25 protein-coding genes and 1 pseudogene are annotated in these 25,670 nt (G+C 63.7%); 6 read left to right on the plus strand and 20 right to left on the minus strand.

Annotated features, from left to right (window positions below; translation table 11 throughout):
* Positions 1 to 11 precede the first annotated feature (11 nt).
* A complete protein-coding gene (locus BPHY_RS31945) occupies positions 12 to 1,331 on the plus strand; it encodes an MFS transporter (RefSeq protein ID WP_012405606.1) in 1,320 nt (439 codons plus the stop codon).
* Between the two features lie 10 nt (positions 1,332 to 1,341).
* On the opposite strand, the gene BPHY_RS31950 is transcribed toward BPHY_RS31945, so the two are convergent.
* Together BPHY_RS31950 and BPHY_RS31955 are read right to left on the minus strand one after the other, a co-directional pair.
* A complete protein-coding gene (locus BPHY_RS31950; RefSeq protein WP_012405607.1) occupies positions 1,342 to 1,596 on the minus strand; it encodes a hypothetical protein in 255 nt (84 codons plus the stop codon).
* A 283-nt stretch (positions 1,597 to 1,879) separates the two neighbouring features.
* Positions 1,880 to 2,044, minus strand: a complete 165-nt coding sequence (locus tag BPHY_RS31955; protein WP_041765736.1) for an FmdB family zinc ribbon protein — start codon at positions 2,042 to 2,044, stop codon at positions 1,880 to 1,882.
* 306 nt (positions 2,045 to 2,350) lie between these two features.
* On the opposite strand from BPHY_RS31955, the gene BPHY_RS31960 reads away from it, so the two are divergent.
* Complete coding sequence (locus BPHY_RS31960) at positions 2,351 to 4,285, plus strand: SMP-30/gluconolactonase/LRE family protein (protein ID WP_012405608.1); 1,935 nt, start codon at positions 2,351 to 2,353, stop codon at positions 4,283 to 4,285.
* 16 nt (positions 4,286 to 4,301) lie between these two features.
* Here the strand turns inward: BPHY_RS31960 and BPHY_RS31965 are convergent, their stop codons facing one another.
* The 5 genes from BPHY_RS31965 to BPHY_RS31985 form a co-directional block, all read right to left on the minus strand.
* On the minus strand, positions 4,302 to 5,450 hold the full coding sequence (locus tag BPHY_RS31965) for an acyltransferase family protein (protein ID WP_012405609.1): 1,149 nt from the start codon (positions 5,448 to 5,450) through the stop codon (positions 4,302 to 4,304).
* Positions 5,451 to 5,587: 137 nt separating this feature from the next.
* Complete coding sequence (locus tag BPHY_RS31970; protein WP_012405610.1) at positions 5,588 to 6,202, minus strand: hypothetical protein; 615 nt, start codon at positions 6,200 to 6,202, stop codon at positions 5,588 to 5,590.
* A 71-nt stretch (positions 6,203 to 6,273) separates the two neighbouring features.
* Positions 6,274 to 7,065 carry a molybdopterin-dependent oxidoreductase gene (locus tag BPHY_RS31975; RefSeq protein WP_012405611.1) on the minus strand — a complete coding sequence of 264 codons (792 nt, stop codon included), beginning with the start codon at positions 7,063 to 7,065 and terminating at the stop codon, positions 6,274 to 6,276.
* Between the two features lie 3 nt (positions 7,066 to 7,068).
* The gene (locus tag BPHY_RS31980; RefSeq protein WP_052306208.1) at positions 7,069 to 7,701 is read right to left on the minus strand and encodes a cytochrome b/b6 domain-containing protein; all 633 of its coding nucleotides are present in this window, start codon (positions 7,699 to 7,701) and stop codon (positions 7,069 to 7,071) included.
* 117 nt (positions 7,702 to 7,818) lie between these two features.
* Positions 7,819 to 8,472 (minus strand): DsbA family oxidoreductase, encoded by a 654-nt coding sequence (locus tag BPHY_RS31985; protein ID WP_012405613.1) that lies wholly within the window; start codon positions 8,470 to 8,472, stop codon positions 7,819 to 7,821.
* A gap of 176 nt (positions 8,473 to 8,648) precedes the next feature.
* On the opposite strand from BPHY_RS31985, the gene fusA reads away from it, so the two are divergent.
* Entirely contained in the window at positions 8,649 to 10,694 is a 2,046-nt protein-coding gene (fusA, locus tag BPHY_RS31990; RefSeq protein WP_012405614.1) for an elongation factor G, read from the plus strand.
* Here the strand turns inward: fusA and BPHY_RS31995 are convergent.
* The 9 genes and pseudogenes from BPHY_RS31995 to BPHY_RS40260 form a co-directional block, all read right to left on the minus strand.
* Complete coding sequence (locus tag BPHY_RS31995) at positions 10,691 to 11,329, minus strand: DUF2894 domain-containing protein (protein ID WP_012405615.1); 639 nt, start codon at positions 11,327 to 11,329, stop codon at positions 10,691 to 10,693. The genes fusA and BPHY_RS31995 overlap by 4 nt on opposite strands.
* On the minus strand, positions 11,322 to 11,969 hold the full coding sequence (locus BPHY_RS32000) for an OmpA family protein (RefSeq protein WP_012405616.1): 648 nt from the start codon (positions 11,967 to 11,969) through the stop codon (positions 11,322 to 11,324). Before BPHY_RS32000 ends, BPHY_RS31995 begins: the two co-directional genes overlap by 8 nt.
* Positions 11,966 to 14,404, minus strand: a complete 2,439-nt coding sequence (locus BPHY_RS32005) for a DUF802 domain-containing protein (RefSeq protein ID WP_012405617.1) — start codon at positions 14,402 to 14,404, stop codon at positions 11,966 to 11,968. The genes BPHY_RS32000 and BPHY_RS32005 overlap by 4 nt, the downstream gene beginning before the upstream one ends.
* 10 nt (positions 14,405 to 14,414) lie before the next feature.
* Positions 14,415 to 15,170, minus strand: coding sequence for a DUF3348 domain-containing protein (locus BPHY_RS32010; RefSeq protein ID WP_012405618.1), 756 nt, complete (start codon positions 15,168 to 15,170; stop codon positions 14,415 to 14,417).
* A 176-nt stretch (positions 15,171 to 15,346) separates the two neighbouring features.
* Positions 15,347 to 16,363, minus strand: coding sequence for an alcohol dehydrogenase (locus tag BPHY_RS32015; protein ID WP_012405619.1), 1,017 nt, complete (start codon positions 16,361 to 16,363; stop codon positions 15,347 to 15,349).
* 563 nt (positions 16,364 to 16,926) lie between these two features.
* Positions 16,927 to 17,874 (minus strand): DMT family transporter, encoded by a 948-nt coding sequence (locus BPHY_RS32020; RefSeq protein WP_012405620.1) that lies wholly within the window; start codon positions 17,872 to 17,874, stop codon positions 16,927 to 16,929.
* Positions 17,875 to 18,157: 283 nt separating this feature from the next.
* On the minus strand, positions 18,158 to 18,667 hold the full coding sequence (locus BPHY_RS32025) for a hypothetical protein (RefSeq protein WP_012405621.1): 510 nt from the start codon (positions 18,665 to 18,667) through the stop codon (positions 18,158 to 18,160).
* Positions 18,668 to 18,791: 124 nt separating this feature from the next.
* Positions 18,792 to 19,043 carry a hypothetical protein gene (locus BPHY_RS32030; RefSeq protein ID WP_012405622.1) on the minus strand — a complete coding sequence of 84 codons (252 nt, stop codon included), beginning with the start codon at positions 19,041 to 19,043 and terminating at the stop codon, positions 18,792 to 18,794.
* Positions 19,044 to 19,318: 275 nt separating this feature from the next.
* A pseudogene (locus BPHY_RS40260) lies at positions 19,319 to 19,747 on the minus strand (alcohol dehydrogenase catalytic domain-containing protein); the annotation flags it as partial.
* Between the two features lie 203 nt (positions 19,748 to 19,950).
* Here BPHY_RS40260 and BPHY_RS32040 point away from each other — a divergent pair.
* The 3 genes from BPHY_RS32040 to BPHY_RS32050 all read left to right on the plus strand — a co-directional run bounded on the left by BPHY_RS32040 (position 19,951) and on the right by BPHY_RS32050 (position 22,118).
* Complete coding sequence (locus BPHY_RS32040; RefSeq protein WP_012405624.1) at positions 19,951 to 20,436, plus strand: adenosine-specific kinase; 486 nt, start codon at positions 19,951 to 19,953, stop codon at positions 20,434 to 20,436.
* Between the two features lie 16 nt (positions 20,437 to 20,452).
* Positions 20,453 to 21,370 (plus strand): ATP adenylyltransferase family protein, encoded by a 918-nt coding sequence (locus tag BPHY_RS32045; protein WP_012405625.1) that lies wholly within the window; start codon positions 20,453 to 20,455, stop codon positions 21,368 to 21,370.
* Between the two features lie 157 nt (positions 21,371 to 21,527).
* Positions 21,528 to 22,118, plus strand: a complete 591-nt coding sequence (locus BPHY_RS32050) for an MlaC/ttg2D family ABC transporter substrate-binding protein (RefSeq protein WP_407671301.1) — start codon at positions 21,528 to 21,530, stop codon at positions 22,116 to 22,118.
* Between the two features lie 242 nt (positions 22,119 to 22,360).
* On the opposite strand, the gene BPHY_RS32055 is transcribed toward BPHY_RS32050, so the two are convergent.
* From BPHY_RS32055 to arcC, 4 genes are all read right to left on the minus strand, one after another.
* Positions 22,361 to 22,813, minus strand: a complete 453-nt coding sequence (locus BPHY_RS32055) for a glycine zipper family protein (protein ID WP_407671302.1) — start codon at positions 22,811 to 22,813, stop codon at positions 22,361 to 22,363.
* A gap of 331 nt (positions 22,814 to 23,144) precedes the next feature.
* Positions 23,145 to 23,498 (minus strand): hypothetical protein, encoded by a 354-nt coding sequence (locus tag BPHY_RS32060; RefSeq protein WP_157686930.1) that lies wholly within the window; start codon positions 23,496 to 23,498, stop codon positions 23,145 to 23,147.
* 113 nt (positions 23,499 to 23,611) lie between these two features.
* On the minus strand, positions 23,612 to 24,334 hold the full coding sequence (locus BPHY_RS32065; RefSeq protein WP_012405629.1) for a MarC family protein: 723 nt from the start codon (positions 24,332 to 24,334) through the stop codon (positions 23,612 to 23,614).
* A 378-nt stretch (positions 24,335 to 24,712) separates the two neighbouring features.
* Positions 24,713 to 25,651 carry a carbamate kinase gene (gene arcC / locus BPHY_RS32070; RefSeq protein ID WP_012405630.1) on the minus strand — a complete coding sequence of 313 codons (939 nt, stop codon included), beginning with the start codon at positions 25,649 to 25,651 and terminating at the stop codon, positions 24,713 to 24,715.
* Positions 25,652 to 25,670 lie beyond the last annotated feature (19 nt).

Consider the following 25,670-nt stretch of genomic DNA (forward strand, 5'->3'; position numbering starts at 1 on the left):
AAGGAGGAGACATGAAACGATTGCTGCCCAAGGCAACGACGATGGTGCTGGCAACGCTGTGCCTGATGTACTTCATCACGTACGTCGATCGCGTCAACATCAGCACGGCGGCCGGTCAGTTCAAGAGCGAGCTCGGACTCACGAATACACAGCTTGGACTGATCTTTTCCGCATTTGCGTACCCGTACGTGATGTTTCAGTTCATCGGCGGCTGGGTCAGCGACCGCTTTGGCGCGCGGCGCACGCTGATCGCCTGCGCGACCGTATGGGCCGCCGCGACCGCGCTGACGGGATTCGCGGGCGGCTTCCTGTCGCTGATCGCCGCGCGGCTGCTGCTCGGGCTCGGTGAAGGCGCGACCTTCCCCGCTTCGACGAGCGCGATGGCCGCGTGGGTGACCAAGGACAAGCGCGGCATGGCGCAAGGCATCACGCATTCGTGCGCGCGGCTCGGCAATGCAATAGCACCGATGCTCGTGCTTGCGCTGATGACGGCCTTCAAGTGGCGCTTCTCGTTCTACTTGCTCGGCGCACTCAGCGCAGGCTGGCTGATGCTGTGGTACTTCACGTACACGGAACGGCCCGCTGATCATCCGCGCATCACGCGCGGCGAACTCGCCGCGCTGCCGCCGCCCAAGGTACGTCTCGCCGATGCACCGGGCACATGGATGCGTCTGTACAGACGCATGGCGCCCGTATCCGCGGTGTACTTCTGCTACAACTGGATTCTCTGGCTGATGCTCGACTGGATGCCGCTGTACTTCATGCACAGCTTTCATCTCAACATCAAGAAGGCAGTCGTGTTCACGTCGGGCGTGTTCATCGCGGGCGTGGTGGGCGATCTGGCAGGCGGTCTCGTGAGCGACAGGCTGCTGCGCAAATCGGGCAACGTCAGGCTCGCGCGCAGCTATCTCGTTGCGTGCTGCATGGCGCTCACGGGCCTCTCGCTGATCCCTGTCGTGCTGTTGCACGATCCGATGTACTCGCTGATCTTTCTTGCGGCCGCGATGTTCTTCAACGAAATGAACATCGGTCCGATGTGGGCGATCCCGATGGATATCGCTTACGATCGCGCTGGCACCGCGAGCGGCATCATGAGCGGCAATGGCTTTGTCGCGGCGATCGCGAGCCCGGTCGTCGCCGGTTATGTGGTCGACCGGCTGGGCAACTGGAATGTGACGTTCATGCTGTCGATTGGTGTGATGGTGTGCGGAATCGCATTGAGCTTCGTCATGAAGCCCGAGCGGCCTTTTGTCGAGAGCCGGCAGGCCAGCGATGCGCGCATTGGACCCGACCTGCTCGATTCGTCGATGCCGCTCGCCGACGAGCAGTAAAGGTCAAACGCTACACGCTGTTATCGCGGGCGGGCAATGCAAACCCCGACGCCCGCTCGCGGTCCTGCAGATTCACCGCGGCGATCACCGTGTTGCGCGGAATGAGCAGCTTCAGACCGTCGCGCTCCGCTTCGCACAGGTTTTCGCTGGCGTCGAAGGTATCGCAGGTCAGCTCGCTCCAGTCGTCACGCTTCGCGTGCTCCTTGAACACGTCGGCGGAAACGTCGCGCCAGTAGGCGCCGTGAAGAATCACTAGCCATGCCATCGGAACCTCGTGTCACGTAGATCAGGCCGTGCACGTCATACCGTGGACGACCAGACGCCGGGCGGGTCGCCGTCCTGCGTGTTTCTAAGCATCCAGTTACCGCACACCGTGCACCGGTATTCGTCGTAGCGTTTGACAGGATGCGCTGGTTGTCCCGTCACTTTCGACCCCGCTGCGCTCAAATCGCCATGCGGCGGCGTGGCCGACGGCATACCCGTCAAAGCCTTGCAAGCTTCGCATGGTTTCATCGATATATCCGGTTAGCCAGCGGGTCGCCGGGCGCTCAACTCTTGCGGGACGTCTTCGCGACGAACGGCGCCGGCGCATGTTGCACCTTCTCGCTGCCGCATTTGGGGCATTTCAGCTGCGCGGTGGCATGTTCTGCTACGTGCTCCGCGTGTTCGAATTTTTCGCCACAACTTTCGCAACGATACTGATAGGTCGGCATGCTAAGCCTCCGGTGCGGAAGAATTGAAGGCGAGCGCGAGGCTCGCATCGCCGCGAACGCGCATGCGGCAGTAACTCATTCTAGTGCGGCATGCATCGATTGAAGGCCTTTTTCGCGCTGCGCATTGTGACAAGTATGTGCGCCGCATGGCGTTTATCCAATGCACATTGCGTTGTCGCCGAGACGCTGCGTCGAACAGCATTTCCTACACCCGCCGTCGCATATCGACGCCCGTTCGAATAAACAGGCACATAAAATGCGGGCGTCCCGAATGCGCCCCATCTCGCGCGCCAGGAGAAGCTCCGCATGTTCAACATACGAATACGCCTGCGCGCGTTGCTCTTCTGCGCAATGATTGCGATAAGCGGGCCTGGCTGTCACGCGCAGTACACCACCGACTGGCTCGCGAATACATATGGCACGCTCGCCGCTCATGTCGGCAACGCCGCGCGCTCGATGTGGGTCGCACCCGAGGGCGTTGTCTACACGGCGTCGATGTGGGACGAGAACGAAGGCGGCGTTGCGATCTACCAGAATGGCCGTAGCATGGGCTCGATCGGCATCCATAGCGAATTCCAGGGCGGCGCCATCACGGGCAATGCAACGTCGATCTTCGCGGCGATGCAGGCGGGCACGCAATATGGAACGGGCGGCGTGGGCCGCTACAACCGCGCAACGGGTGCACGCGACCTCGTCATCAACGTCAGCACGTGGACTGCCATGAGCCACGCCGATGCGATCTCGGGCCTCGCGACGGCAGGCTCGCTGCTGTACGCAAGCGACTTCTTCGGCAATCGCGTACGCGTGTTCACCACCGACGGTGCGTGGCAGCAGGACATCAGCGTTGCGAGTCCCGGCGCACTCGCGCTGGATGATGCGGGCAACGTGTGGGTGGCGCGCAAGAGCGCGGGCGCGATCGTCGAATACAGTCCCACGGGCGCGTTGCTGAACACGATCCAGATGCCCGCAACCTCGCGCCCTTGCGCATTGTATTTCGATGCGCCCCGCGGACTGCTGATGGCCGGCGACGAGGGGCCCGATATGAACATCAAGCTCTACAGTGCAACAAGCGGCGTAACACGCGCGCCGCAACTCGTCGGCACTTTCGGCGTTCAAGGCGGCTATCTCGACACGACGACGGGCATCAAAGGTCAGGTGGGCGACAAGCGCTTCACACGCGTCGCAGGCATCGGCAAGGACGCGGCAGGCAATCTGTATGTGCTCAACAACCCGTGGGGCGGCGGCTGGGATCTCGGTCGCAACGGCGGCACCGATCTTCACGCGTACGACGGCGCGGGCAATCTGCTGTGGAAGCTTCAGGCGCTCAACTTCGAAGCGGTTGCGGCAGCCGATCCGGTGACAGACGGTCGGTTATTCTATAGCGGCACGAACATCTATTCGGGCACGGCGGGCGGAACCTTCGTCGCCAACACCGTGGACCCTTTCTCGTATCCCGGCGACCCGCGCCTCAACGCCAACGACACGCAGCGCGACGAACACTTCGGCCAGCTCGTCAGCGTCGGCGGCAACCGGATTCTCGTTGCATCGGGCCAAAATCCGGCGATCTTCTATTTCTTCCATTTCGAACCGTCGACTGGCTACATCGCCGTACCGGATGCATCGATTCCCGGCTCAGCGTTCAATACGACGCGCCCCGTCACGGGCGGCTTCAGCATCGACACCAAGGGCGACGTGTGGGCCGGGCTCGATCGCACGAATCACATCTATCACTATCCGCTGACGGGCTTCGACGGATACGGCAAGCCGACATGGGGCGCGGGCATCGCGCTGCCGATACCCCTCAGCATTCGCCCGTTGACGCGCATCGTCTATCTCGCCGAAAACGACACGATGATTCTTGCGCAAGGCATCGCAGGCAGCGCCGACTGGACGGCGATGAGCACGCGCATCGAGGTGTATCACGGCTGGAGCGCGGGCAACATGACGCGGCCCGCCCCCGTCATCCATCTCACCAGCGCCAATCCCAAGTCGATGGCGGCGGCGGGCAACTATCTGTTCGTCGGCTATGTACACACGGTGCCCAACATCGATGCGTTCAATCTCACCACGGGCCATCTCGACACGACGCTCATCAATTCGAATCCGGGCAACGTGGATGTCGGCAACGACGTCGACTCGATATTTGGGCTGAGCGCTTTCGTCAGATCCACGGGCGAGTACGTCGTCACGAAGGACAACTACAACGGATCGAGCGTGATCGTGTATCGCTGGACACCGTGATCGCTGCCGAGCCGGTTCAGGCCGCAGGCGCGCCCGGCACATCGGGGGCGTACTTGCGCAGCCGTTGCGAAATGACATGCGACGGCTTTTCGACTACGCGATAAAACGCATAGCTGATCGCAAACGCCAGCCCCACTTCGATGAACCATGCGAAACGCCCGCTCGTGTCGAACGACAGGGCTTCGAGCAGCGCGAGTGCCGTCTTGTGGCACAGATACAGGCTATACGACCACGCACCGCACGCGGCCAGCGTCGACCACACGCGAGAGCGGGAAGGCGTCGCCGTCTCGGTCGCGATCCAGATCACCGCGAGGAACTGGAACACGGGCAGTGTGATGTCGGGGGTGATCAGCGGCAGCATGGCGGGCTTGAGACTGGATTCGGACAGCAGAATCATCACGGCCGCGCCCGCCGCGACGACGACCGCTCTCAGGAAGATCAGTTGCGTTGCCAGCGTCTGCGTGCATGTATCCAGCGCACGTTGGAGTACCCGCGTGAGTGGCGAGTACGCGCCGCGAATCTGGAATTGCGCAGCATTGCGCTGCGACTCCGCAATCAGACAGCCCGAGACCCAGCCGGCTGCATACAGCAGCGCGGTACCCGGAATACGATACGTTTCGTAGACGCAGCCATGACAGGCGGGATGTCCGAACAATCGCACGCATACGACCATCGCCGCCGCCATCAACGCGCAGCCGACGATCATGTCGCCGATGTAGCGAAAGCGCGGCCGCAAGATCGGATAAACCGCGTAATAGACCATTTCGCAGTCAAGCGACCACAACACCGATTCCAGATAATTCTGCCCCGCCGGCAAAGGCTGAACGACGCATAGCAAAATCACCAGCGGCAATCCAATACGAATGAATCGGGATGCGTAATAGTTAATGGGCTTTAAGGCGACATCCTTGTGATATGCAGCGTGAATGCAATAGCCCGAGATTACGAAGAACACGATGACGGCAGCGGGCCCCGCGAATAGCGCCGTCGCGCCGGACCATAGCGCGCTGCCCAGAAATGCAAGCTGATGCGGCAGGAGTTGTTTGAAAAGGGGCGGCTTGAAGTGATACATCAATACCCAAAACGCCGCGAGAGAACGAATGGCGTCTATCTTCAAGGACTTGCCCGAACTCGACGACGCTGACAGCTTCAACGTGATCGCCATTTTTCTTCCCTTTTATGACGGCTGCGGCGATCTTATCGCCGCAGCCGCTAACAAAAATCGAAAAAAAATTGGCGGGATTCGTTACGGCGGCTTTGAACCCGCGTGTTCAAATGCCTGCACAACCCCTTCGTGCAACGTTACATCGGTGGTGCAACACCATCCTTTTCCACGACGACGCGCTGCGCAACATACGCACCTTGCGATGCAGGCGTCGCGACCACGAACACCTTCTTGCCCGGCGTGAGATCGCTATGTGCGGCTGGCGCGATCGTCACCACGGGTACATTCGGCGGAACCGTCACGACGTTGCTGCCGCCCTTGTACGACAGTGTCAGATCGCGCCCGCTCGTGCTTTGCACCACGGTATCGACGTTCGCATTGGTCATCGAACTGTTCGGTCCGAGATCCCATGCATAATGCCCTTCGCCCGTCCCGCGCGCGGACTCGGGGAACACCACCACTTCCGTCGCCGTCAGCTTGCCGTCCGTGCCCGTCGTCGCGGCCGTGCCGATGAACGAGCCCGGCTTGATATCGGAGAGCTGCATTGGCTTGACGGATGACACAGCGATGGCCTGCTTGACCTCGATCGATACCGTGTCGCCGCTGCGGCGATGCACCTTCAGCGTGTCGCCGTCGAGCGAAACGATTTCTCCACGTATGCGCGTGGGCTTCGTCGCCGGCGTCTGCGCGAAGGCAGCGCTCGCGAGCGTGGCCGTCAACAGAGCGGCGCCGAATCTGATGCGAAAAGACATAGAAACTCCTAACTGGTTGATTCGGGTTTAGAGAGAGGAACGAACAACGGAGACGGAACAATGCGATGCTGTCACGAGCCGCCGAACCAGTTATAGCCCTGGTTCTCCCAATAACCTCCCGGATACTGGTTTGTGATTTCGATCGCGACGATATGCTTCGGATTCTTGTAGCCCAGCTTGGTCGGCATGCGCAGCTTCATCGGAAAACCGTATTTGTGCGGCAGCACGTCGCCGTCGTAAGTGAGCGTCAAAAGCGTCTGCGCATGCAGCGCCGTCGGCATGTCGATGCTGGTCCAATAGTTGTCGGCGCAACGCAGCGACACATACTTCGCGCTCATGTCCGCGCCTGCTCGACGCAGGAAATCGGAGAAGCGCACGCCGCCCCAATGGCCGATCGCGCTCCAACCTTCTATGCAGATATGCCGCGTAATCTGGCTTTCCTGCGGCAGCGCTCGCAACTCGTCGAGCGTCCACGTGCGCTTGCCGTGCGCGAGACCGCTTAGCTGCAAGCGGTAGGAAGCGGCATCGACCTCGGGCACATCGTCGATGTCATAGAACGCGTTGAAGGGAAAAGGCCGCGTGATCATCGACTCGGGGTATGTCGGCGCAAGCGTGTTCGGATCGAACAACAGGGCCTGCACCTCGTCGTTGAAGAACGAAATGCGCCGCAGCGCGGCGTTCACGGATTTGTCGTTGGTGAGATCGCAGCCCGACAGCAGCGCAATGCCGCCGAGCGTCAGCAGGCGCTGACCGAACAGGCGACGTGCGGGTGATTTGAGTTCGCGCTGCGCGTCGCGAACGATCGACTCGCCATGCGTGGCGAGAAACGAGCCGGGCTGCGGCGTGCGCTTGCGGATCGTCATGTTTCAGCGCCCCCGGATCATCAGAAGCAGCGAGCGCGGCACCAGCGCGACCATCGCGACATGCACGCCGACGAACGCGACGAGCACGCTCATGCAGATGAAGTGCACCACGCGCGCGTTGTCGTATCCGCCCATCAGCGTGCGCAGCAGCGGAAACTGCACCGACTTCCACACGGCAAGCCCCGATAGCACGACCAGCGCGATGTCGGCGATCACGACGAGATACGCGAGCTTTTGCAGCGCGTTGTAACGTGCGACATCGTCGTGCTTCAAACGCCCGCGCAGCGCGGCGAGCAGATCGGCTGAAAGCTGTTTCGCCTCGAGGGGCAGCAGCTTGCGTCGAAAGCGGCCGGCGAAATTCCACGCAAGATAGATGCTGAAGTTCGCGACCAGCAGCCACATCACTGCGAAATGCCATTGCAGCGCGCCGCCTAGCCAGCCGCCTAGCGTGATCGAAGGAGAAAACCGAATGACCGGGAAGATCGGCGACGCATCGTAGATCTGCCATCCGCTCATGACCATGAGCACGACAGCCAACGCATTGATCCAGTGCGTAACGCGAACCCACCCCGGTTGGACCGTATTGTGGTTGTGACTCAAAACCGCTCCAGTTCGATGACGTTTGTTTGAGCGCATGCGCGAGCGTGGCGCGCGGCACCCGCGTGCAACTCAAGGGCTAACGCAATCGACGAACGGTTATTCCACCACCTCAAAAGATATTTTTCTTGCAGTCCACTTTCAATGGGAACAAGGTCATGCGCCCGCGTTGCCTTCGGCGAGAATCTGCTGGATGACCTCCTCGAACGCTTCCACCGGTTGTCCGCCCGTCACCAGATAGCGCTGGTTGAAGATGATCGACGGCACCGACTGAATACCCATTGCCTGGTACTCCCGTTCTTCGGCGCGAACTTCATCGGCGTAGTCCCCTCCCGTTAGCACGCTGCGTGCTTTCTCGCCGTCGAGACCAACGGATTGCGCGGCTTCGACAAGCACGTCATGATGGCTCGGGTCCTTGCCGTCGCCGTGATAGGCCTGTAGCAACGCAAGCTTCAACGGCAACTGCCTGCCCTCGATGCCCGCCCAATGCAGCAGCCTGTGCGCGTCGAACGTGTTGTACACATACGCGCGCGGACCGAACGCGAAGCCGACGCTCGCGCCGCGCTCACGGATCATCGCTTGCGTCTCTTCGATCTGCGCCCGTGTGCGGCCATATTTCTTGCCGAGATAATCGACGATCTTTTCGCCTTCGGGCCCCATCTGCGGATTCAATTCGAACGGATGCACGACTATCTGCGCATCCACTGCATCGCCGAAGCGCTCCAGCGCGAGACGCAAGGACGAAAGCCCGATCGCGCACCACGGGCAGGCGATATCGGAAACGAAGTCGATTCGGAGCGGTTGAGTCATTGCGGATTCGATCCTGTCAAGATTCGCGGAGATCGGCCCACGTTATCAGAAACATGCGCGATCCGTTTATACCGCGCCGCAGCATACCGGAATTCGCGAATTGGTGCGGGCCGTCTGGCAGGACGCGCCATTTTCACCAATAATGCCCGAATCACTGCCGCAGAATGAGGACGGTCATGGATTATCCACCCGAAGCCATCCGTACCATCGCGCTGGTCGGCCATGCCGGTTGCGGCAAGACCTCGCTCATCGAAGCGCTGCTGAAAGAAGGGGGCGCGATCCATGCAGCAGGCAGTGTCGATCGGGGCTCGACCGTCTGCGACTTCGATCCGCTGGAGCGCAAATACCATCACTCGCTCTCTTCCGCGATCGCGCACCTCGACTATCAGTACACCCGCATCTATCTCGCCGACACACCGGGCTATCCCGACTTCTCCGGCCTCTCCATCAGCGCATTGCCAGCCGTCGAAACGGCAGCCATCGTCATCAACGCGCGCACCGGCATCGAGATGACCACGCGCCGCATGATGGCGTGGGCAGAGGCACGCAAGCTATGCCGCATCATCATCGTGAACGGCATCGACGGCGAGAAGGTCGATCTGCCGACACTGCTCGAACAGATTCAGGAGACCTTCGGCAAGAACTGCCTGCCCATCAATCTGCCGGCGCAAGGCGCACAGGCCGTGGTGGACTGCTTCTTCAATCCGTCGGGCGAGGCCGATCTGCTCAGCGTCGGGTCCGCGCACGACGCACTCGTCGATCAGGTGATCGAACTCGATGCGAAGCTGATGGAGCTGTATCTCGAACAGGGCGAAGCGATCAAGCCGGAACAGTTGCACGAGCCCTTCGAGCGCGCGCTGCGCGAAGGTCATCTGGTGCCCGTGTGCTTCACGTCAGCAGCGACGGGTGCGGGCATTCCCGAACTGCTCGATGTATTCGTGCGCCTGCTGCCCAATCCGCTCGAAGGCAATCCGCCCCTGTTCTATCGCGATGTCGATGGGCGGCGCGACACGGTGCAGGCCGAGCCCGATCCCGACAAGCACGTGCTCGCGCATGTGTTCAAGATCGTAATCGACCCGTACATCGGCAAGATGGCGGTGTTCCGTATTCATCAAGGCACGGTGCGGCGAGACGGTCAGCTGTATATCGGTGACGCGCGTCAGCCCTTTCGTGTCGCGCATCTGATGCTCTTGCAAGGCAAGGACCACGAAGAGGTGCTGCAGGCGGGACCCGGCGATATCTGCGCGACGGCGAAGGTGGACGAGATAGCATTCGATGCCGTGCTGCACGACGCGCCCGAAGACGGCAACATCCATCTCGCGCCGCTCGCCTTTCCGACACCCATCTACGGCCTTGCGATCGAACCGGAGCGGCGCGGCAACGAACAACGTCTGTGGGAAATCCTGCAGAAACTCGCTGCCGAAGACCCGTGCCTGCGAATCGAACATCCCGTCGGCACCAACGAGACCGTCGTGCGCGGCCTGGGCGAGCTGCATCTGCGGCACATGCTGGAGCGGCTCAGCGATCAGTACAAGCTGGCTGTCGTCACGCGGCCGCCGAAGATCGCGTATCGCGAGACGATCAGCGGCAAGGCGGAAGGACATCACCGCCACAAGAAGCAGACGGGCGGCGCGGGACAGTTCGGCGAAGTGATGCTGCGTGTTGAACCGCTGCCGCGCGGCGCGGGCTACGAGTTCGTCGATGCCGTAAAAGGCGGCGCGATTCCAGGCCAGTTCATGCCCGCCGTGGAAAAAGGGATTTTGCAGGTGATCGAGAACGGGCCGCTTGCGGGCTTCCCAATGCAGGACGTGCGCATCACCGTGTTCGACGGCAAGAGCCATCCCGTCGATTCAAAGGAAGTCGCGTTCATCACGGCGGGCCGCAAGGCATTCATCGACGCCGTGCTCAAGGCGCAGCCCGTGCTGCTCGAACCCATCGTCAATATCGAAGTGATGACGCCCGAGACCACGATGGGCGACATCATCGGCGACCTGTCGTCACGGCGTGCGCAGGTACAGGGCACGCGCAATCTGGCGGGGCATGCCGTCGTGGTGGCGGGGAAAGTGCCGTTATCGGAACTCACCGACTATCAGTCGCGGCTCAACGCGATCGCGGGCGGGCACGGCAACTACAACATCGAGCTGAGCCACTACGACCCTGTTCCGCCGAACCAGCAGGACAAGCTCGCCTCGCAATACAGGAAGCAGGCAGACGCGGACTAGCGCGACTTGCCGCGCGTGCCCTTCTTCGCACTCGCGGCGCGAGGCGCCTCTTTGACGGGCTGCACGCTGCTGCCCGTGAGCTGCTCCATCCACGACAACGCGTCGACGTATGACAGAAACTGCTGCAGATAACCCGGCGACAGTTCGCGCATCAGCGACAGCGACCTGTGCACGAGGCTGCTCGAATTGAGCGGACCGGCATTGCCCGGCACCTGTTCGAGCGATTGACGCAACTGCTTCTCGGCGCTGACCTTCGACCAGGTCTCGCGAAAGTAGTCGAGCGCCTTCAGTTCGGCATGCACGGCGGGACTGTTTGGGGTGCGCTCGCCGGTTTCGCTCGCCTGACTTGCGATGTAGTCGACCAGTCCGGCGAGCGGACCACGCGAAGGTTTGCCCGCCCCTGCCGAGCGCTCCGCCACGTCGGCTTGCGAAGCATGGTCTGCGACATCGGCGGCATACGCATCGAGCAACGCGCACAGACGCGCGTCCAGCAGGCGGCGTGTCTCGCCGTCATACTGTGCGGCCCGCCGCGCCAACGCATCGATGAAATGAAAGCGCAGCGGATCGTGCGCGTCGGCGCCCTGCTCGCGCCATGCGTCAAGCGTCGCTTGGGGTTGGGTTGTGCCGTTACTCACGATTCGAGCTGCCCGCCGACGACGGCCTCGGCACCGCCGCGATTTCCACGCGACGGTTCTTCGCGCGTCCCTCGCTGTCTGCGTTCGAACTGACGGGCTGTTCCGAGCCGAACGCCGCCGCGAACACCGACGACGCCGGAATGCCCGAATCGATGAAGGCGCGTGTCACCGTCAGCGCGCGCTGCGCCGACAGTTCCCAGTTGTCGGCGAAACGCCGGTTGCCCGCACGCACCTGCTGGTCGTCGGCGAAACCGCTCACCATCAGGATTTCGTCGTGCGAACGGAGATACGCGGACAACGGCGCGGCCAGGCTCTTCAACAGATCGCGCCCCTGCGGCTGCAACTGGTCCGAGTTCAGCGCGAACAGTACGTTGCCGCTGATCCCGATGCGTCCGTTCACCAGCGTCACGCGCCCCGCCGCGAGCGGACCCGCCAGCGCCTGCTCCAGCGTCTTGCGGCGCTGCGCTTCCATCTGCCGCTGCTTCACCGCGTCGTCGAGCCGCGCGGACAGTTCCAGCTGTACGCCGATCACAGCGACCAGCAGCAGCACGAACGCGCCCAGCAGCACCGACATCAGGTCGCTGAACGCGGCCCAGATGGGCGTCGTCGGCTCGACGCCGCCGTCGATGTCCTCGTTCATGCCGCGTCGGCTCCTGCGGAAGCGCGCCGGCCTGCCAGCTGCTGCAGATCTTCGACGATCTGCTTCTGCGACAGCATGCTCAGGTCGATGACCTCGCGCGCCTGCGCGACGTAGTACGCGAGTTGCTCGTCGCTGCGCAGCAGCGACTTGTCGAGCGCCGCTTCGATGCGCTGCAGATGGGCCATCAGCTTGTCGTTCGATTCGCCGAAAAGCTTCACCGCGACGCCCAATGCCTCGCCGAGGCTCGCCACTTCGACGGCGCTGCCCGTCACCTGCGCGGCCACCTCACCGAGCTTGCGCGTTTCGGCTTCGACCTTGTCGTTGAACTGCGTGCCCACGCGTTCCAGCAAGCCCGCCGACGTCGACACGAGCGCATCGACGGCCGTGCGCTGTTCCGTCGATGCATGGTTCACCGCGTCGAGCAGCGTTTCCAGCGTGGCAAGCAAACGGCTGCGCTCCTCGAGCATCGCGGTGTCGCGAACCATGCTGTCGGACAGTTTCTGGCGCAGTTCGGCGACGACTTCGGCGGCCACGCGCGGCGCTTCCGAGGCGGCCTGCACGAGCCGCGAAATTTCGGCGATCGTGCCGCTCGCGTGCGCCTGGGTTTGCGCCGAAATATCGGTGGCCGTCTGCGCGAGCGTGTCGCAGATCGCCTGCTGGCGGCTCGCGCTGCGCGCGCCCGCTTCTTCCCATTGCTGACTCAGGTTCGCGGCGACGGCTTCGAGCGATGCGCGCCATGCCGCCAGACGCGCTTCGTCACGCGACGCCAGTTCGGCCTGCAAGCCGGCGTGCGACTGGCCGACGGCTTGCAACAGCGCCGCCGAATGCTGCTCGAAAGCGGCCGCGGCCGTCGTGAGCGCCTCGCGGTTGTGATCGGCGAGCTTTTCGCCCGCGCGCGCCTGTTGCGACAGCGCGTCCGTCCATGCTTGCGACACGTGGCCCGCCGTCGCATCGAGGCGCGCCGACACGCCGTCCAGCAAGGCGCCCGAACGTTGCTCGAAAGTCTGACTGAAGCCTTCCAGCGACGCGCGCAAATCCGCGACGATCGACTCGCTCGCGCTCTGTTGCCCCTGGAGCGCCTTGTTCCACATCTGCGCGACCGTCGCGGTGGTGGCCTCCAGGCCCGTCGACAGACCGTCCAGTTGACGTTGCACCGCCTGCTCGACGATCTCGCGCAGCGCGGCCATTTCGCGCGCATGAGCCGCCATCGTCGCTTCCATCGCCGGCTGCAACGCCGCACCCGCGGCCCGGGCGCTTTCCGCCGCGCTCGCCACCTGGCCCGCCGTCGCATCGAGGCGCGCCGAGACACCGTCCAGCAGGGCGCTCGAACGCTGCTCGAAGGACTGGCTGAAGCCTTCCAGCGAAGCGCGCAGATCCGCCACCATCGACGCGCTCGCGTGCCGCTGTCCCTGGAGCGCCTCGTTCCACAGGTCGACCACCGTCGACGTGCTCGCCTGGAAGCCGGTCGAGAGTCCGTCGAGTTGACGCTGCACCGCCTGCTCGACGGTCTCGCGCAACGACGCCATTTCACGCGCCTGGCCGGACATCGTCGCTTCCAGCGCCGGCTGCAGCGCTTCGCTAGCGGCGCGCGCGCTTTCGGCGGCGCTGTCCTTCAGCGACTGCGACACCGTCGAGACGAGCCGCGAGTACGCCGCTTCCGTTCTGCCGTGGAATGCGTGCTGGTTCGCGATCAGCCGCTCGTTCAGCGCGGCGCTCTGCTGCTCGATGACCGTCATCATCGCCTGAAGGCGGTCGACGAGCGTGGGCATCATGTCGGCCTGGCGCTGCAGCAGCTTGAACGTCTCGTCGCGCTTCTGGCTCTGCGAGAACGCGCGCAGCGTCGTCGCGATCTTCGTGTCGAGCAGATGCGCCGCCTGCGCGCGCTCGCGGCGGCACAGCGCGGACAGCAGCCCGAGCATCGCCGAGGTCGCCACCCCCGCAATCGAGGTGCCGAACGCGAAACCCAGACCCTTGACGGGCGCGGCGAGCGATGCGCGGATCGCCTGCAGGTCCGTCGCACTGTCCAGCGCCAGGCCCGTGCCGCGCAGCGTCGTGACCATGCCGAGCAGTGTACCTAGCATGCCCAGCAGCACCAGCAGGCCGACCAGATACGGCGTGAGCGCCGGTCCCGGCAGCGCGACGCGCTCGCCTTCGATGCGCAGACGCACCGGCGTGCGCAGCCCGGGATCGAGCCGTTCGAGCCACGAGCCGAGCCGCGCCGGCGCCTCGGACAATTCCGTCACCGCGCGCGTCAGCGTGGCCGTGGCCTGCTGATAGCGCTGCAACTCCAGTGCGCCCGCCACGTAGCAGGCTATAACCAGCAGCGTGACGGCGAGCGCCAGCGGGTTAGACAGGAGATAGCCTGCGCCGACCCAGCCGGCAGCAATCAGACCTACGAGAAAAACAACCACAAAATCAATGCGATATCTGGACATGTTGTCCCAGTTAGCTGATGCGAAGAGCGGCGAGCAGCCCTTCGACCGGTTGAAAACGAATGTCGAGTTCGGCCAGCAACACGCTTTGCATGTCCTTGCGAAACCCGTCGAGCCACGCACCGGGCCGGGTGGCCGGCTCTGTTTGCGCCTGGCCTTCGGCGGGCGCGCCGGATGCCTGCGCGTCCCTGTCCGCCTTGCGCAAGCGCTCGAAATGGCCGGCTAGCAGGCCGGGCACCGCGCCGAACAGGTTGCGCTCACGTGCCCCCAGCGAGCGCTCCATGATCGCGTCCACGACTGCGAGTCGCGTCATTTCGGGCGCCTTCGCCGCCAGCAGGCTGCGCAGGCGGCCACGCAGCGTGCCGATGCGGGTTTCCATCGTCTGCTGGAGCGCGAGGTAGCACTGACGAAAATCCGCGTAGTCGGCCTCGCGCTGGGCCGATGCAGACTGCGCAGTCTGCGCATGCGAGGCGCCGCGCCGCCGGCGCGTGGACAGCACGCTGTCGCCGGCGATCGCGTCGGCGAGCGCAGCGCGCACGCTGGCGCACTCTTGTTCGACGGTGCCCGCGCCCCGCGCGCCGGAAACGGCGGCGGGCGGCTTGCCGTTGAGCGCCGTCGACAGCGCGATGGCGTCCGTCCAGCCGAGCCACTGGCTCAGCTGATCGGACAGCGACTGGCTGGAGGCGGACACGTCGGCGGCCGTCAGGCGCGCGAGCAGGCGAACCAGCGTCGGGCCGCTGACCGCCGTGCGCTGAGGGGCTTGAACCATACCACCAGAAATCTCGAAAAGGCAGCAGTTTACACGCTGCCGGACCCGAAACCGCCTTGGGACGATGTCGAGGGGTGGCAGCGGACCGGTCTCGATGACCGCAGAGCCATGCCGTTCAAGGCGGAGGAGGCATTGCAAGCCGGCGTCGCATGGCCGCGACGCCGGCCCGCCGACGTCTATTGCATCGTCAGCACGACGCGAAAGCGCGCGGCGCCGCTCATCATCCGCTCGTACGCTTCGGCGGCGCGTTCGAGCGGATAGGTCTCGATCATGGGCTTGACGTCGGCGAGCGCGCTGAACGCGAGCGTGTCCTCCGAATCCGCCGATGAACCCGACGGCCAGCCCTGCACGGCGTTGCGGCCCATGATGAACTGCACGGGGGGCACCTCGATCGGCTTGTCCGCGACGCCGAGAATGATCAGCTTGCCGTCGAGCCCGAGGCCGCCGAGGGTTGCCGTCATCGCGTCGCCGCTCGTCACCGTCGCGAGGATGACTTTCGCGCCGCCCAGCGCCTTCAGCGCTTCGGCCACGTCCTGCGAGCGGCTGTCGATGTAGTGATGCGCGCCGAGCTGCTTCGCGAGCGGCGCCTTGTCTTCCCCGCGCGCGATCGCGACGGTGTTGAAACCCATGCGCCGTGCAAACTGCACGCCGAGATGCCCCAGCCCGCCGATGCCGAGCACGGCGACCAGATCGCCCGCCCGCGCGCCGCTGTTGCGCAGCGCATTGAACGTCGTGATGCCCGCGCAAAGCAACGGCGCCGCCTCGACGTCCTTGAGATCGTCGGGCATACGCGCGAGCGCTTCGACAGGCGCGACGAGATAGTCGGCATAGCCGCCGTCATAGCTGATGCCCGGCACCTGCGCCTTCTCGCACACGACGAAATGGCCGCGCCGGCAGGCCGCGCAGCGCCCGCAGTGGCCGCCATGCCAGCCCACGCCGACGCGCTCGCCCGCCTTCCAGCCCTCGACACCCGCGCCGACGGTATCGATCACGCCCGCGACCTCGTGTCCGGGCACGCGCGGAAACTGCAGCCCCGGCCACAGGCCTTCTTTCGTCAGCGAGTCGCTGTGGCAGATGCCGCACGCCTGCACCTTGATCAACACCTGGCCCGCGCCTGGCGCCGGCACGTCGCGCTCCACGAGTTCCAGCGCGCCACCCGCCGCGCCAACCTGTACCGCTCTCATCTTTCGCATCGAATTTGCTCCAGTCGAAGAACAGTCCTTCCAGCGCGAACGAATACGCATTGACGGCTGCTTCAGACGCGCAGCAACGCGATCCCGCCTGCTGGTCCGAGATGGATACTAGGTGCTGAAGGATGTGCGCGCAATTGAACGGTCCGTTATCGGTCCGTTATCGGTCCGTTACCGGTCGTTGATGCCCGCACCGCACCCGACGACACTGCAAATGCGCGAACGTCCAGCACAGTCGATACCCACAGGGCGACATTTCGCGACGACATAAGGTGGAAAGAAGTGCGGGTCAGACACACACACTAGCGGTCATATTTGCCTTCGCGGCGCCCGGCGCGTCCGAACCCCGTCAATCGGACTCGCGGACGCGCGAAAGGCCGTCGTCGCTCGCCACGACCAGCAGACCAGGAAGAAAACGGCAAGGCCTTCGTGCCCGCTCGCGAGCGATGTCGGCGCAGGCGCCATGTCGGCGACAGTGTGGCTCACCGCATGCGTGCTCGCCGCGCAACGGCCGCACCGCCGCGCAGACGCATCAGCGGATGACGGACGCTGCGCGCGCGAGGCGGTCAGGCCGAGCCGACCTTGCCATCGCGACGTTGCCGCGCGAATACGTATTTCAGCCACTCGCGTCCATTGACGACGAACATGCCCGCCAGCACCAGCGCCGAGCCAGCCAGAAACGTCGGCTCGAGCCGTTCATGCAGCAGCAGCGCGCCCAGCGCGACGCCGAACAGCGGCGACATGAACGACAGCACGCCGAGCCGCGACGCGAGATAGACGCGCAGCAGATAGAACCACGCGACATAGCTGACGAAGCACACGACGATCGCCTGAAACCCGAGGCTTGCCCATACGAGGGTCGTGCCATGAAAAGCGGACTGCCCCGAGAACAATGCGAACGGCAGCAGCACGACAAAGGCCCACACCAGCTGGACGAACAGTGTCTGCGTGGCGGGCGCTTCGCTCAGGCGGGTGGCGCGCACGGCGACTGTCGTCATGCCCCACGCGGCGCCCGCGCAGATGCCCAGCAGGTCGCCCAGCATCCAGTTGGGCGCCGACGGTCCAACGCCCGATCCCGCACCCGGCCCCACGAACGTGACCACGATGCCCACGAACGACACCGCGATCCCCGTCCATTGCACACGCGTCATGCGTTCGGACGGCAGCGCGAGTTGCAGGCCGACAGCGGCGAACATCGGCGCCGTGTAAAGAAACACGGCCATATGCGATGCCGTGGTCCAGCGCAGCCCTTCGGCAACGAAAAGAAACTCGGCGGCAAACAGGATGCCGACCACCGATCCCGGCCCGAGCGCGACGCCTTTGAGCCACTTGTCGCGCACGATCAGCCGGCCGAACATCCACACCAGCACAGCGGCGACGCCGGAGCGCAGCGATACCTGAAGCAGCGGCGCGACGTCGGCCGCAATCGATTTCATCGCAGCCTGTTGCAGCCCCCAGATCAGGCACAGCACCACCATGCTTGAAACGGCCACGCCGTCCAGACTCTTTCTCATCGATATTCGCCAGCAGATCTTGCGCGACAGTGCGCCCTGACGGGCGGGGCGTCTGTCGCGTGGAAATCGCGCGGGGAGTGCAATGCCGATGGCTCATCGACGGCACAGCGGCGCCGTGCGACGAAACGTGTTGAACCTTCGTTGAGCCGTTCGGCGGGCCTTTCGTGGGCCCGCTATTGAACCATTCCCCGCGCGCAGGGCTTCCGATTTTCGACGATTTGGACTTCGTTGTCGAATGCCTTACGGCGAACTGCGGAGGCGGCACATGTCGCCGGGAGAGCGCTCAGGGAAAGATCGGCGTGGTCGGTTCCGCGCCTTCGAGATCGGCCCGCGGCACATGCTGCGTAATGAGCTGCTCGATCTCATGCTCCCGCGAGCCGGGCACGTCCGCCATGACCAGCAACTGGCCCGCGCGGATCGCTTCGCGGAAACGCTCAAGATGAGCGTTCGGCTCGTTGACGCCGATCATCGATGCCGTCCATGCGCCGAACCCCGCGCCCGCCAGCGTCAGCATGACGACGGCGCCGCCCGCGATGGCCAGCTCGGCAGGCGGAAACGCCAGCGCCACCAGGCCAAGCAGCGCGCCCGTCGCGCCGCCGAATGCCACGCCGCGTTCGAGCGCATGCACGACATCGCTGCTTTGCAGCAAAGAGGCTTGAGGCAAGGCTTCGAGTGTGACGCTGTGATTGGCGAGCACATGGATGTGCCGCCATGTGATTCGAGCGCGCAGCAGGTCGTCGACGATCGCCCTGGCCGTGGGTGTGTCGGGGGCGAGGAAATAAAGGCGTCTCATATCGGCTCTCCGTCAGATGGCGGGTGTCCGCAACGGGGCGATGCCTTTATCGTACGCCTGAACCGGCTTCAGTGGCTTGCGTTCACGCGTTTGTCTCCTGCTGGCTCGCAGCGACGCGGGAACGCTAGCCGCGTCCCGTCACGAACTTCCTGGTCGCGTGATAACCGTGTTTCGTCGCGTCGGCCACGGCACGTCCCGCCGACTTTGCGCCATGTCCGATCGCATGCACGCCGTTGCGAACGGCGTGACCGGTCTCCTTGCCTGCCGCCTTGGCATCGGTTTTCAACTGATGCGCGCTGCTTGCGAGGCTTGCATGCGCAAACGGGCTGGCAAACGCCAGCACGGCCACGATGAGTGAGATTCTGGACGTTTTCATGGTCCCATTTTCCCATATCGAACCGGCGCGGGTATCCGCCAGACGGTAAGCATCGTGCCGGGTTTGTATCGCCATGTTTCGGGCAAGGCCGCGGAAAATCGCCGGAGCATTCCAACTCCTGACGATCCGGCGATCGCCCTGGCAGTGTTTCCCTTTACACGAAGGCGTACCGCACGCAGCATCCCGTCGAACTGCCCGGCGACGAATGGTACAAGGCGACGCGGGCATCGACGTCCCCGGAAGATCAAGCCGCGCGATGAAGCGCGGTCTCCATCACCGTAGGCGGTCGCGAACATCATCCACGTCGCGGCGGCGTCCTCGAAGGATAGCGACGGCGGGTTCTTCACGACGGCATGCACGGGCGCATTCACGCGTTCGCCGTACATGCCGTAGTCGGCGAACGAGAAGGCAGGCACGACGCTCACCGCATCGCCGACCGCGAAGTCCTTCACGCCGCTGCCTACTGCCGCGACGACACCCGACGCTTCGTAGCCCAGCGTCGCGGGAAAGCGCGGCTGGATCGTGTATTCGCCCGATCGATACATGACTTCCGCGCGATTGATGCCGATTGCCTTGACCTCGATCTGCTGCACGGCTTTCGTGACGCAGCGCGAGCGCTTCGGCAGCGCGCGTAAAACTGCCGGGATCGACGATCTGCACGAAGATCTGCATCGTCTCCAGTCGATCCCTATGCGCTCCCGCATTGCATGAAGACCGGAAATGCTCGCACACTCCGCGCCGCGCAGCAGGCCGACTTCCAGCGGCGCTTTCGCTCGCGCGCGCTTGCGTCTACGCTAAAGGGAGCTCGAACCCAGCATCGGGCACGCCAGCCTTTCCGAAGCCCGGCTTGCCTGCCATTTTCGCGCGTGTTCACCGGTGTTTTTGCCGCAACGGAGCGAGGCCCGCCATGCAACTGTCCGCCGTCACCGTCGTCAAGCCCGAAACGACCAACTTCATTTTCGGGCAGTCCCACTTCATCAAATCCGTCGAGGATATTCACGAGGCGCTCGTCGGCGCGGTGCCCGGCATCCGGTTCGGCCTTGCGTTTTGCGAGGCGTCGGGCAAGCGGCTCGTGCGACGCTCCGGCACCGACGATGCATTGATCGACATGGCAAGCCAGAACGCGTTGAACGTCGGCGCGGGCCACAGTTTCTTCGTCTTTCTCGGCGACGGCTATTTTCCCGTCAATGTGCTGAACGTGCTGAAAACCGTGCCCGAGGTGTGCCGCATTTTCTGCGCGACTGCGAACCCCGTCGAAGTGCTGGTGGCCGAAACGGATCAGGGGCGCGGCATCGTCGGCGTGATCGACGGTTTTTCGCCCCTTGGCGTGGAAGGTGCCGAAGACGTGCAATGGCGCAAGGACCTGTTGCGCACGATCGGCTACAAACTCTGATGCACTCTATCGATACATGCAACCTTCCGACTTCGATCCGCGCACGCTCTGGCCCGCCATTGAAAGGCAAACCGCATACGCGCTGCAGTGCGGCGCGCTGCAACCCATCGATACCGTGCAGGCCGTCATCGAAAGCGGCGGCGTCCGCTTCATCGTGCGGCAGGTGTCGAGTCTCACGCGCAAAGAACGACAGCGCCTGCAGGCGCGCAGGCTCCAGACGGAGAAGCGCGTCGCCGTCAATCCGTTCCTGCCGCACGAGCCCGATCTGTTCGTCGCCGACATCTCCGGCACGCATCTCGCGCTGCTCAACAAGTTCAACGTGATCGAACATCATCTGCTGATCGTCACGCGCGAATTTCGACGTCAGGAAGCGCTGCTCGATCTCGCGGATTTCGAAGCGCTGATGCGCTGCATGGCGGGGTTCGACGGTATCGGGTTCTATAACGCAGGCCCCGAGGCGGGCGCGAGCCAGCCGCACAAGCATCTGCAGATCGTGCCGTTGCCCCTTGGCGATAGCGACCCGCCCGTGCCCGTCGAACCGCTGCTCGCGCAGGCCTTCGGCGCGGGTCCGGTTGGGCGCGTACCGGGCTTACCGTTCCGTCATGCGTTCGCGCGCCTTGCTGTCGACGATGCTACACCCGACGCTGCCGCACAAACCGCGCTCGCATGCTATCGCGCGCTGCTCGACGCTGCTCACGTCGGCGCTGTCGAGACGAACGGCGAGCCGTGTCACGCAACACCGTACAACCTGCTCGTCACGCGCCGCTGGATGTTGCTCGTTCCGCGTTCGACGGAGCACGCGGAGGGCGTGTCCGTCAATGCGCTCGGTTTCGCCGGTTCGCTGTTCGTGCGCGACGCGGCGCACCTGGAACTGATCGAACAGATCGGCCCGATGAACGTGCTGCGGCGCGTGGCCTACCCGTCACCTTCGTAGCGTCTGCCTGTCACCCTCGCTGCCGATTTCGCGCAGCGCCCCTACAATAGCGGTCGCCTCCGCGAAACCCTTCGCGGCCATCGTTCGCCCGCGCATTCACACCATGAACATTGCCCACATCCGATCGCGATTTGTAGCCGCCGCCCTGTTCTTCACGATGCTCGCCTTCGGCACTGCGGCATCGGCGCAGAGCGTCGACAGTTCCGATCCGCAGATGCTGGTCAAGACGGTGACGCAGCAGGTGCTCGACGAAGTCCACACGCGTGCGATCGATCCGACGGACATTCCCCGCATCATGGATATCGTGAATCGCGACATCCTGCCGTATATCGACTTCGAACATACGACGCGGCTCGCCTTGGCGCGCTACTGGCGCACTGCCACGCCAGCGCAGCAGCAGCAACTCGTTCAACAGTTCAAGATGCTGCTGATCCACCTCTATTCGGGTGCGCTTGCGCAGTTGAAGCCCGACCAGAAGATCGAGTATCCGCCGATGCGTGTCTCGTCGAGCGACACCGACGCCGTCGTGCGCACCATCGCGCTCACGAACGCACAGCCCGTCGAAATCGATTACCGTCTTCGCAAGACATCGCAGGGCTGGCGCGTGTATGACCTCAACGTGATGGGCGCATGGCTCGTGCAGACATATCGCCAGCAGTTCGGGGAGACGATCCAGCAAAGCGGCGTCGACGGCTTGCTGCGCTTTCTGACGGAGCGCAATCAGCAACTTGCGTCGGGCAGGCAATAACGCATCTCACGCGTGAATGCGTGAGCCGCGAACCACTTTGCATTCGGTCGATGCAAACCGTGCGCGCCACCGTCTTTTGACACGCGTGCGATGCGGCCACCCGATGAATGAGCGCTCGCGTATCGACCACGGGCGCCCCGCATCCGGCGACGCGATCCGCGTTCGGAGGCGCACGGCGCGCGGCTGAAGCAGCGAGGCGCGCCTGCAACCACATGCAGCTCAACGGACGCTCAGTGCGTCGATCAGTGCATCGTGTAGCCGCGACCGCTCATGCACGCGGAGTAAGCCTGGTTGAATGCCCCCATTGCATTCTGTTTCTGGGTTTGCGCATTGGCTTGCGCATTGCGCTGGTTCTGACGCGCGCGCATGCCGCCGCCCATCGTACCCGCCGCGGCGCCGATGGCAGCGCCCTTGCCGGCATCGCCCGCAATCGCGCCGATGACGGCGCCGCCCGCCGCTCCGCGTGCCGCTCCGCCGACGCGCTCGCCGCCGCCTACGGCGGGACCTGACGGCGGCGGAGGCGTTGCCGCGACAGCCGCCGGGTCGACACCCGTCTGCTGTTTAGCCCACGACGCGCAGGCGCCTTGATCCTGCTGCTGCTTCTCCGGACTTTGCCCTTTAGCCGGATAGGCGACGGGCTGTGCCTCGGCAACGGTCTGGCAACAAAGCAATGCAACGACACCAATAACCGACATCCGACGTTTGCCAAGCATGTTCATGAGAGTCCCCTTAGTGGTGGTCGTGGTCACTTCTCAGTCTATTCGCTGCGCCGTGCAGGTGTTAGTAATCTTTCTCGCTGCCTGATTAATTCGAAGTCCTGGCGCTGTACGTGGCCTGTGGATGCTCGCATTTGCCGTACGGCCTTCGTCGCCAATGCACGGTAACGGCACGTCATGTCGCCTGGCGGCAGCCGACATGCTACCCATGGCGCGAGAATGAATACGTACGCTATGACGTATCTAGACCATTCATGCGGGACGGCAGTCGGGTCGAACCTCGGCGCCAATCTGGCCGGTCAAATGCGGATTAGCGCTTCTGCAATGCCCAGTCCGTCTTCCCCGTGCCGCAGAACCTGGGGTGCAGATTCATCGACTGTCCCTTGGCAGACAGCACCACCGCGACGTTTCGGCAGGTCTTGCTGCCTTCGTGGCTCGTGCTCTCCGGAGTCATCGCTGCATCGATTTTTACGCTATTCCCCGTCCCTTTGTTGGTCCATTGCGTCGTCTCGCCGTCTTTCTTCGTATTGAGCACGTCTGTGAGCGCGACCTTGATCGAGTCCATGTCGGGTTTCTTGATGTATGACATCGGCGTGTCGTTGAGAAAGTTGAGATTGCTGGCCTGAGCGGCCGTCATGCCTGTCAGTAGCAATAGCGGGGACATCGCCCGCACGCATCGCGTCAGCAGAGCATTTTTCGGTTTCTCGAATGACATGGAACGCTCCTTTTTATGACACTGTTCCTGCGCCGTTACACAATACGGCGACGCCCTGCATCTCATTTGAACCGCACCCACAACGGCACCGATTCGAGCAGATCATCGACGCCCAGCCACAATATCTGAACGCCGATGCAAAACAGCACGAACGCGAAGAGCCGCATCGCAATCTCGGTGCCGACGGGTCCCAATAGCTTTTCGAGGTTTGCTGCAAAGCGTACGCAAAGATAGATGCTCGCCCACAGGAGCGCCAGCGCCACGAGCACGCCGGCGAGGTGAATCCATGCGATGCCGCCGCGCGGCCTGCCCGTCCCCAGCGCAACAGCGACCGCGATCGATCCGGGACCGACTGTAATGGGAAGCGTCAGAGGATAAAAAGCCTTCGAGCGCAGCGAGACTTCGCGGCTTACGTCATGCGCGGGCGCCTGATCCGGCTCGCGATCCGTGTCCGCCTGTTCGTGCAGCAGATTCCAGCCTGCAAACGCGATCACAAGGCCGCCCGCCACGCGCAATGCGGGCAGTGAGATGCCGAAAAACGACAACACGTAAGCGCCGATCGAAAGCGACACAAGCAGGATCACAAGACTGTTGATCGATATGCTTCGCGCCAGAAAGGCTCTTTCTTTCTCCGTTGCGTGTGGCACGAGGCTCAGCACGATGAATCCCGCCGCCGGTGGATTGATGACGGGAAACAGACCCGCGACGACGAGAAGAACCGTCTCGCCAAACTGATTCAGCATTCTGGCACCCGCTTGCACGAAACGCGGTTCAGCGAAACGCATAGGCGACTCCGACGCCATACGTGATCTGGTTGCGGGTTCCCCGCTACGTGGCGATGGCGCTCTTGGCCGCGTCCTCCGATGGCTTCGTCGCAGGTCATGGCGAGCTATCGCCACGACCTGCCGACTTGGATACACGCGTTCTGATCCCGGCGATGCGCGCGCTCAAGGCCGATGGGCACACCTGGCTTGCACGCGAAAGATCGCCCCGTCGTGGAGAGCGAAGCCGAGACCAAAAAGAGCGGCGCCGACGGCCCATACGCGCGGTTGTCGCCGCTCCGCATGACCCGATGCCGACGGCGGCCCCCATCCTGCAGGGTGTATGCGCCAGGCTGCATAGAAAGGCGAAAGCAATCGCGCCACATGAACGCGACTGCCCGCCTACTCGAGCGGATAGAACGTGATGCCGGGATCGCGCACACTGACGCGCGTCCCCGCCGTACCCTGCGTGATCGCCTCGATATCGGGCAGCGCGCCTATCACGGCCTCTTTACCCGTCTTGCGCGCGAACTCGATCGCCGCCTGCACCTTCGGCCCCATCGACCCCGACGCGAAGCCGAGTTTTTCGAGGTCGTCGGGATGGCCGCTTGCGATGGCTTTTTGCGTCGGCTTGCCCCAGTCCACGTAGGCTGCGTTCACGTCCGTCGCGATCACGAGCAGATCCGCGTCAAGCTCCTGCGCAAGCAGCGCCGAGCACAGATCCTTGTCGATCACGGCTTCCACGCCGCGCAGCTTGCGGTTCTCGTCGTAGCAGGTCGGAATGCCGCCGCCGCCCGCGCAGATGACCACGGTTCCGCGCTCCAGCAGCCACTTCACCGGCCGGATTTCGAAGATCCGCTGCGGACGCGGACTCGCGACCACCCGGCGATACTTGTCCCCGTCTTCCGCGATGCTCCAGCCTTTTTCCTGCGCCAGCCTCTGCGCCTCATCCTTCGTGTACACCGGACCGATCGGTTTGGACGGATGACGGAAGGCCGGGTCCGCGAGATCGACTTCGACCTGCGTCAGGATGGTCGCAAACGGCACCTCGAACGGAAGCAGATTGCCCAGTTCCTGTTCGATCAGATAGCCGATCATGCCTTCCGTCTGCGCACCGAGCACGTCGAGCGGATACGGCGTGACTTCCGTATAGGCGGCGCTTTGCAGCGCCAGCAATCCCACCTGCGGACCATTGCCATGCGCGATGACGAGTTCGTTGCCTGCCGCCACCCTGGCGATCTGCGCAACGGCCACCTTGACGTTCTCGCGCTGCTGGCTCTCCGTCATCGGTTGACCGCGCTGCAATAGCGCATTGCCTCCGAGTGCAATGACCATGCGCATGATGTCTCCCTCCTGCTGA

Source organism: Paraburkholderia phymatum STM815, from assembly GCF_000020045.1.
In the GTDB taxonomy this organism is placed as follows: domain Bacteria; phylum Pseudomonadota; class Gammaproteobacteria; order Burkholderiales; family Burkholderiaceae; genus Paraburkholderia; species Paraburkholderia phymatum.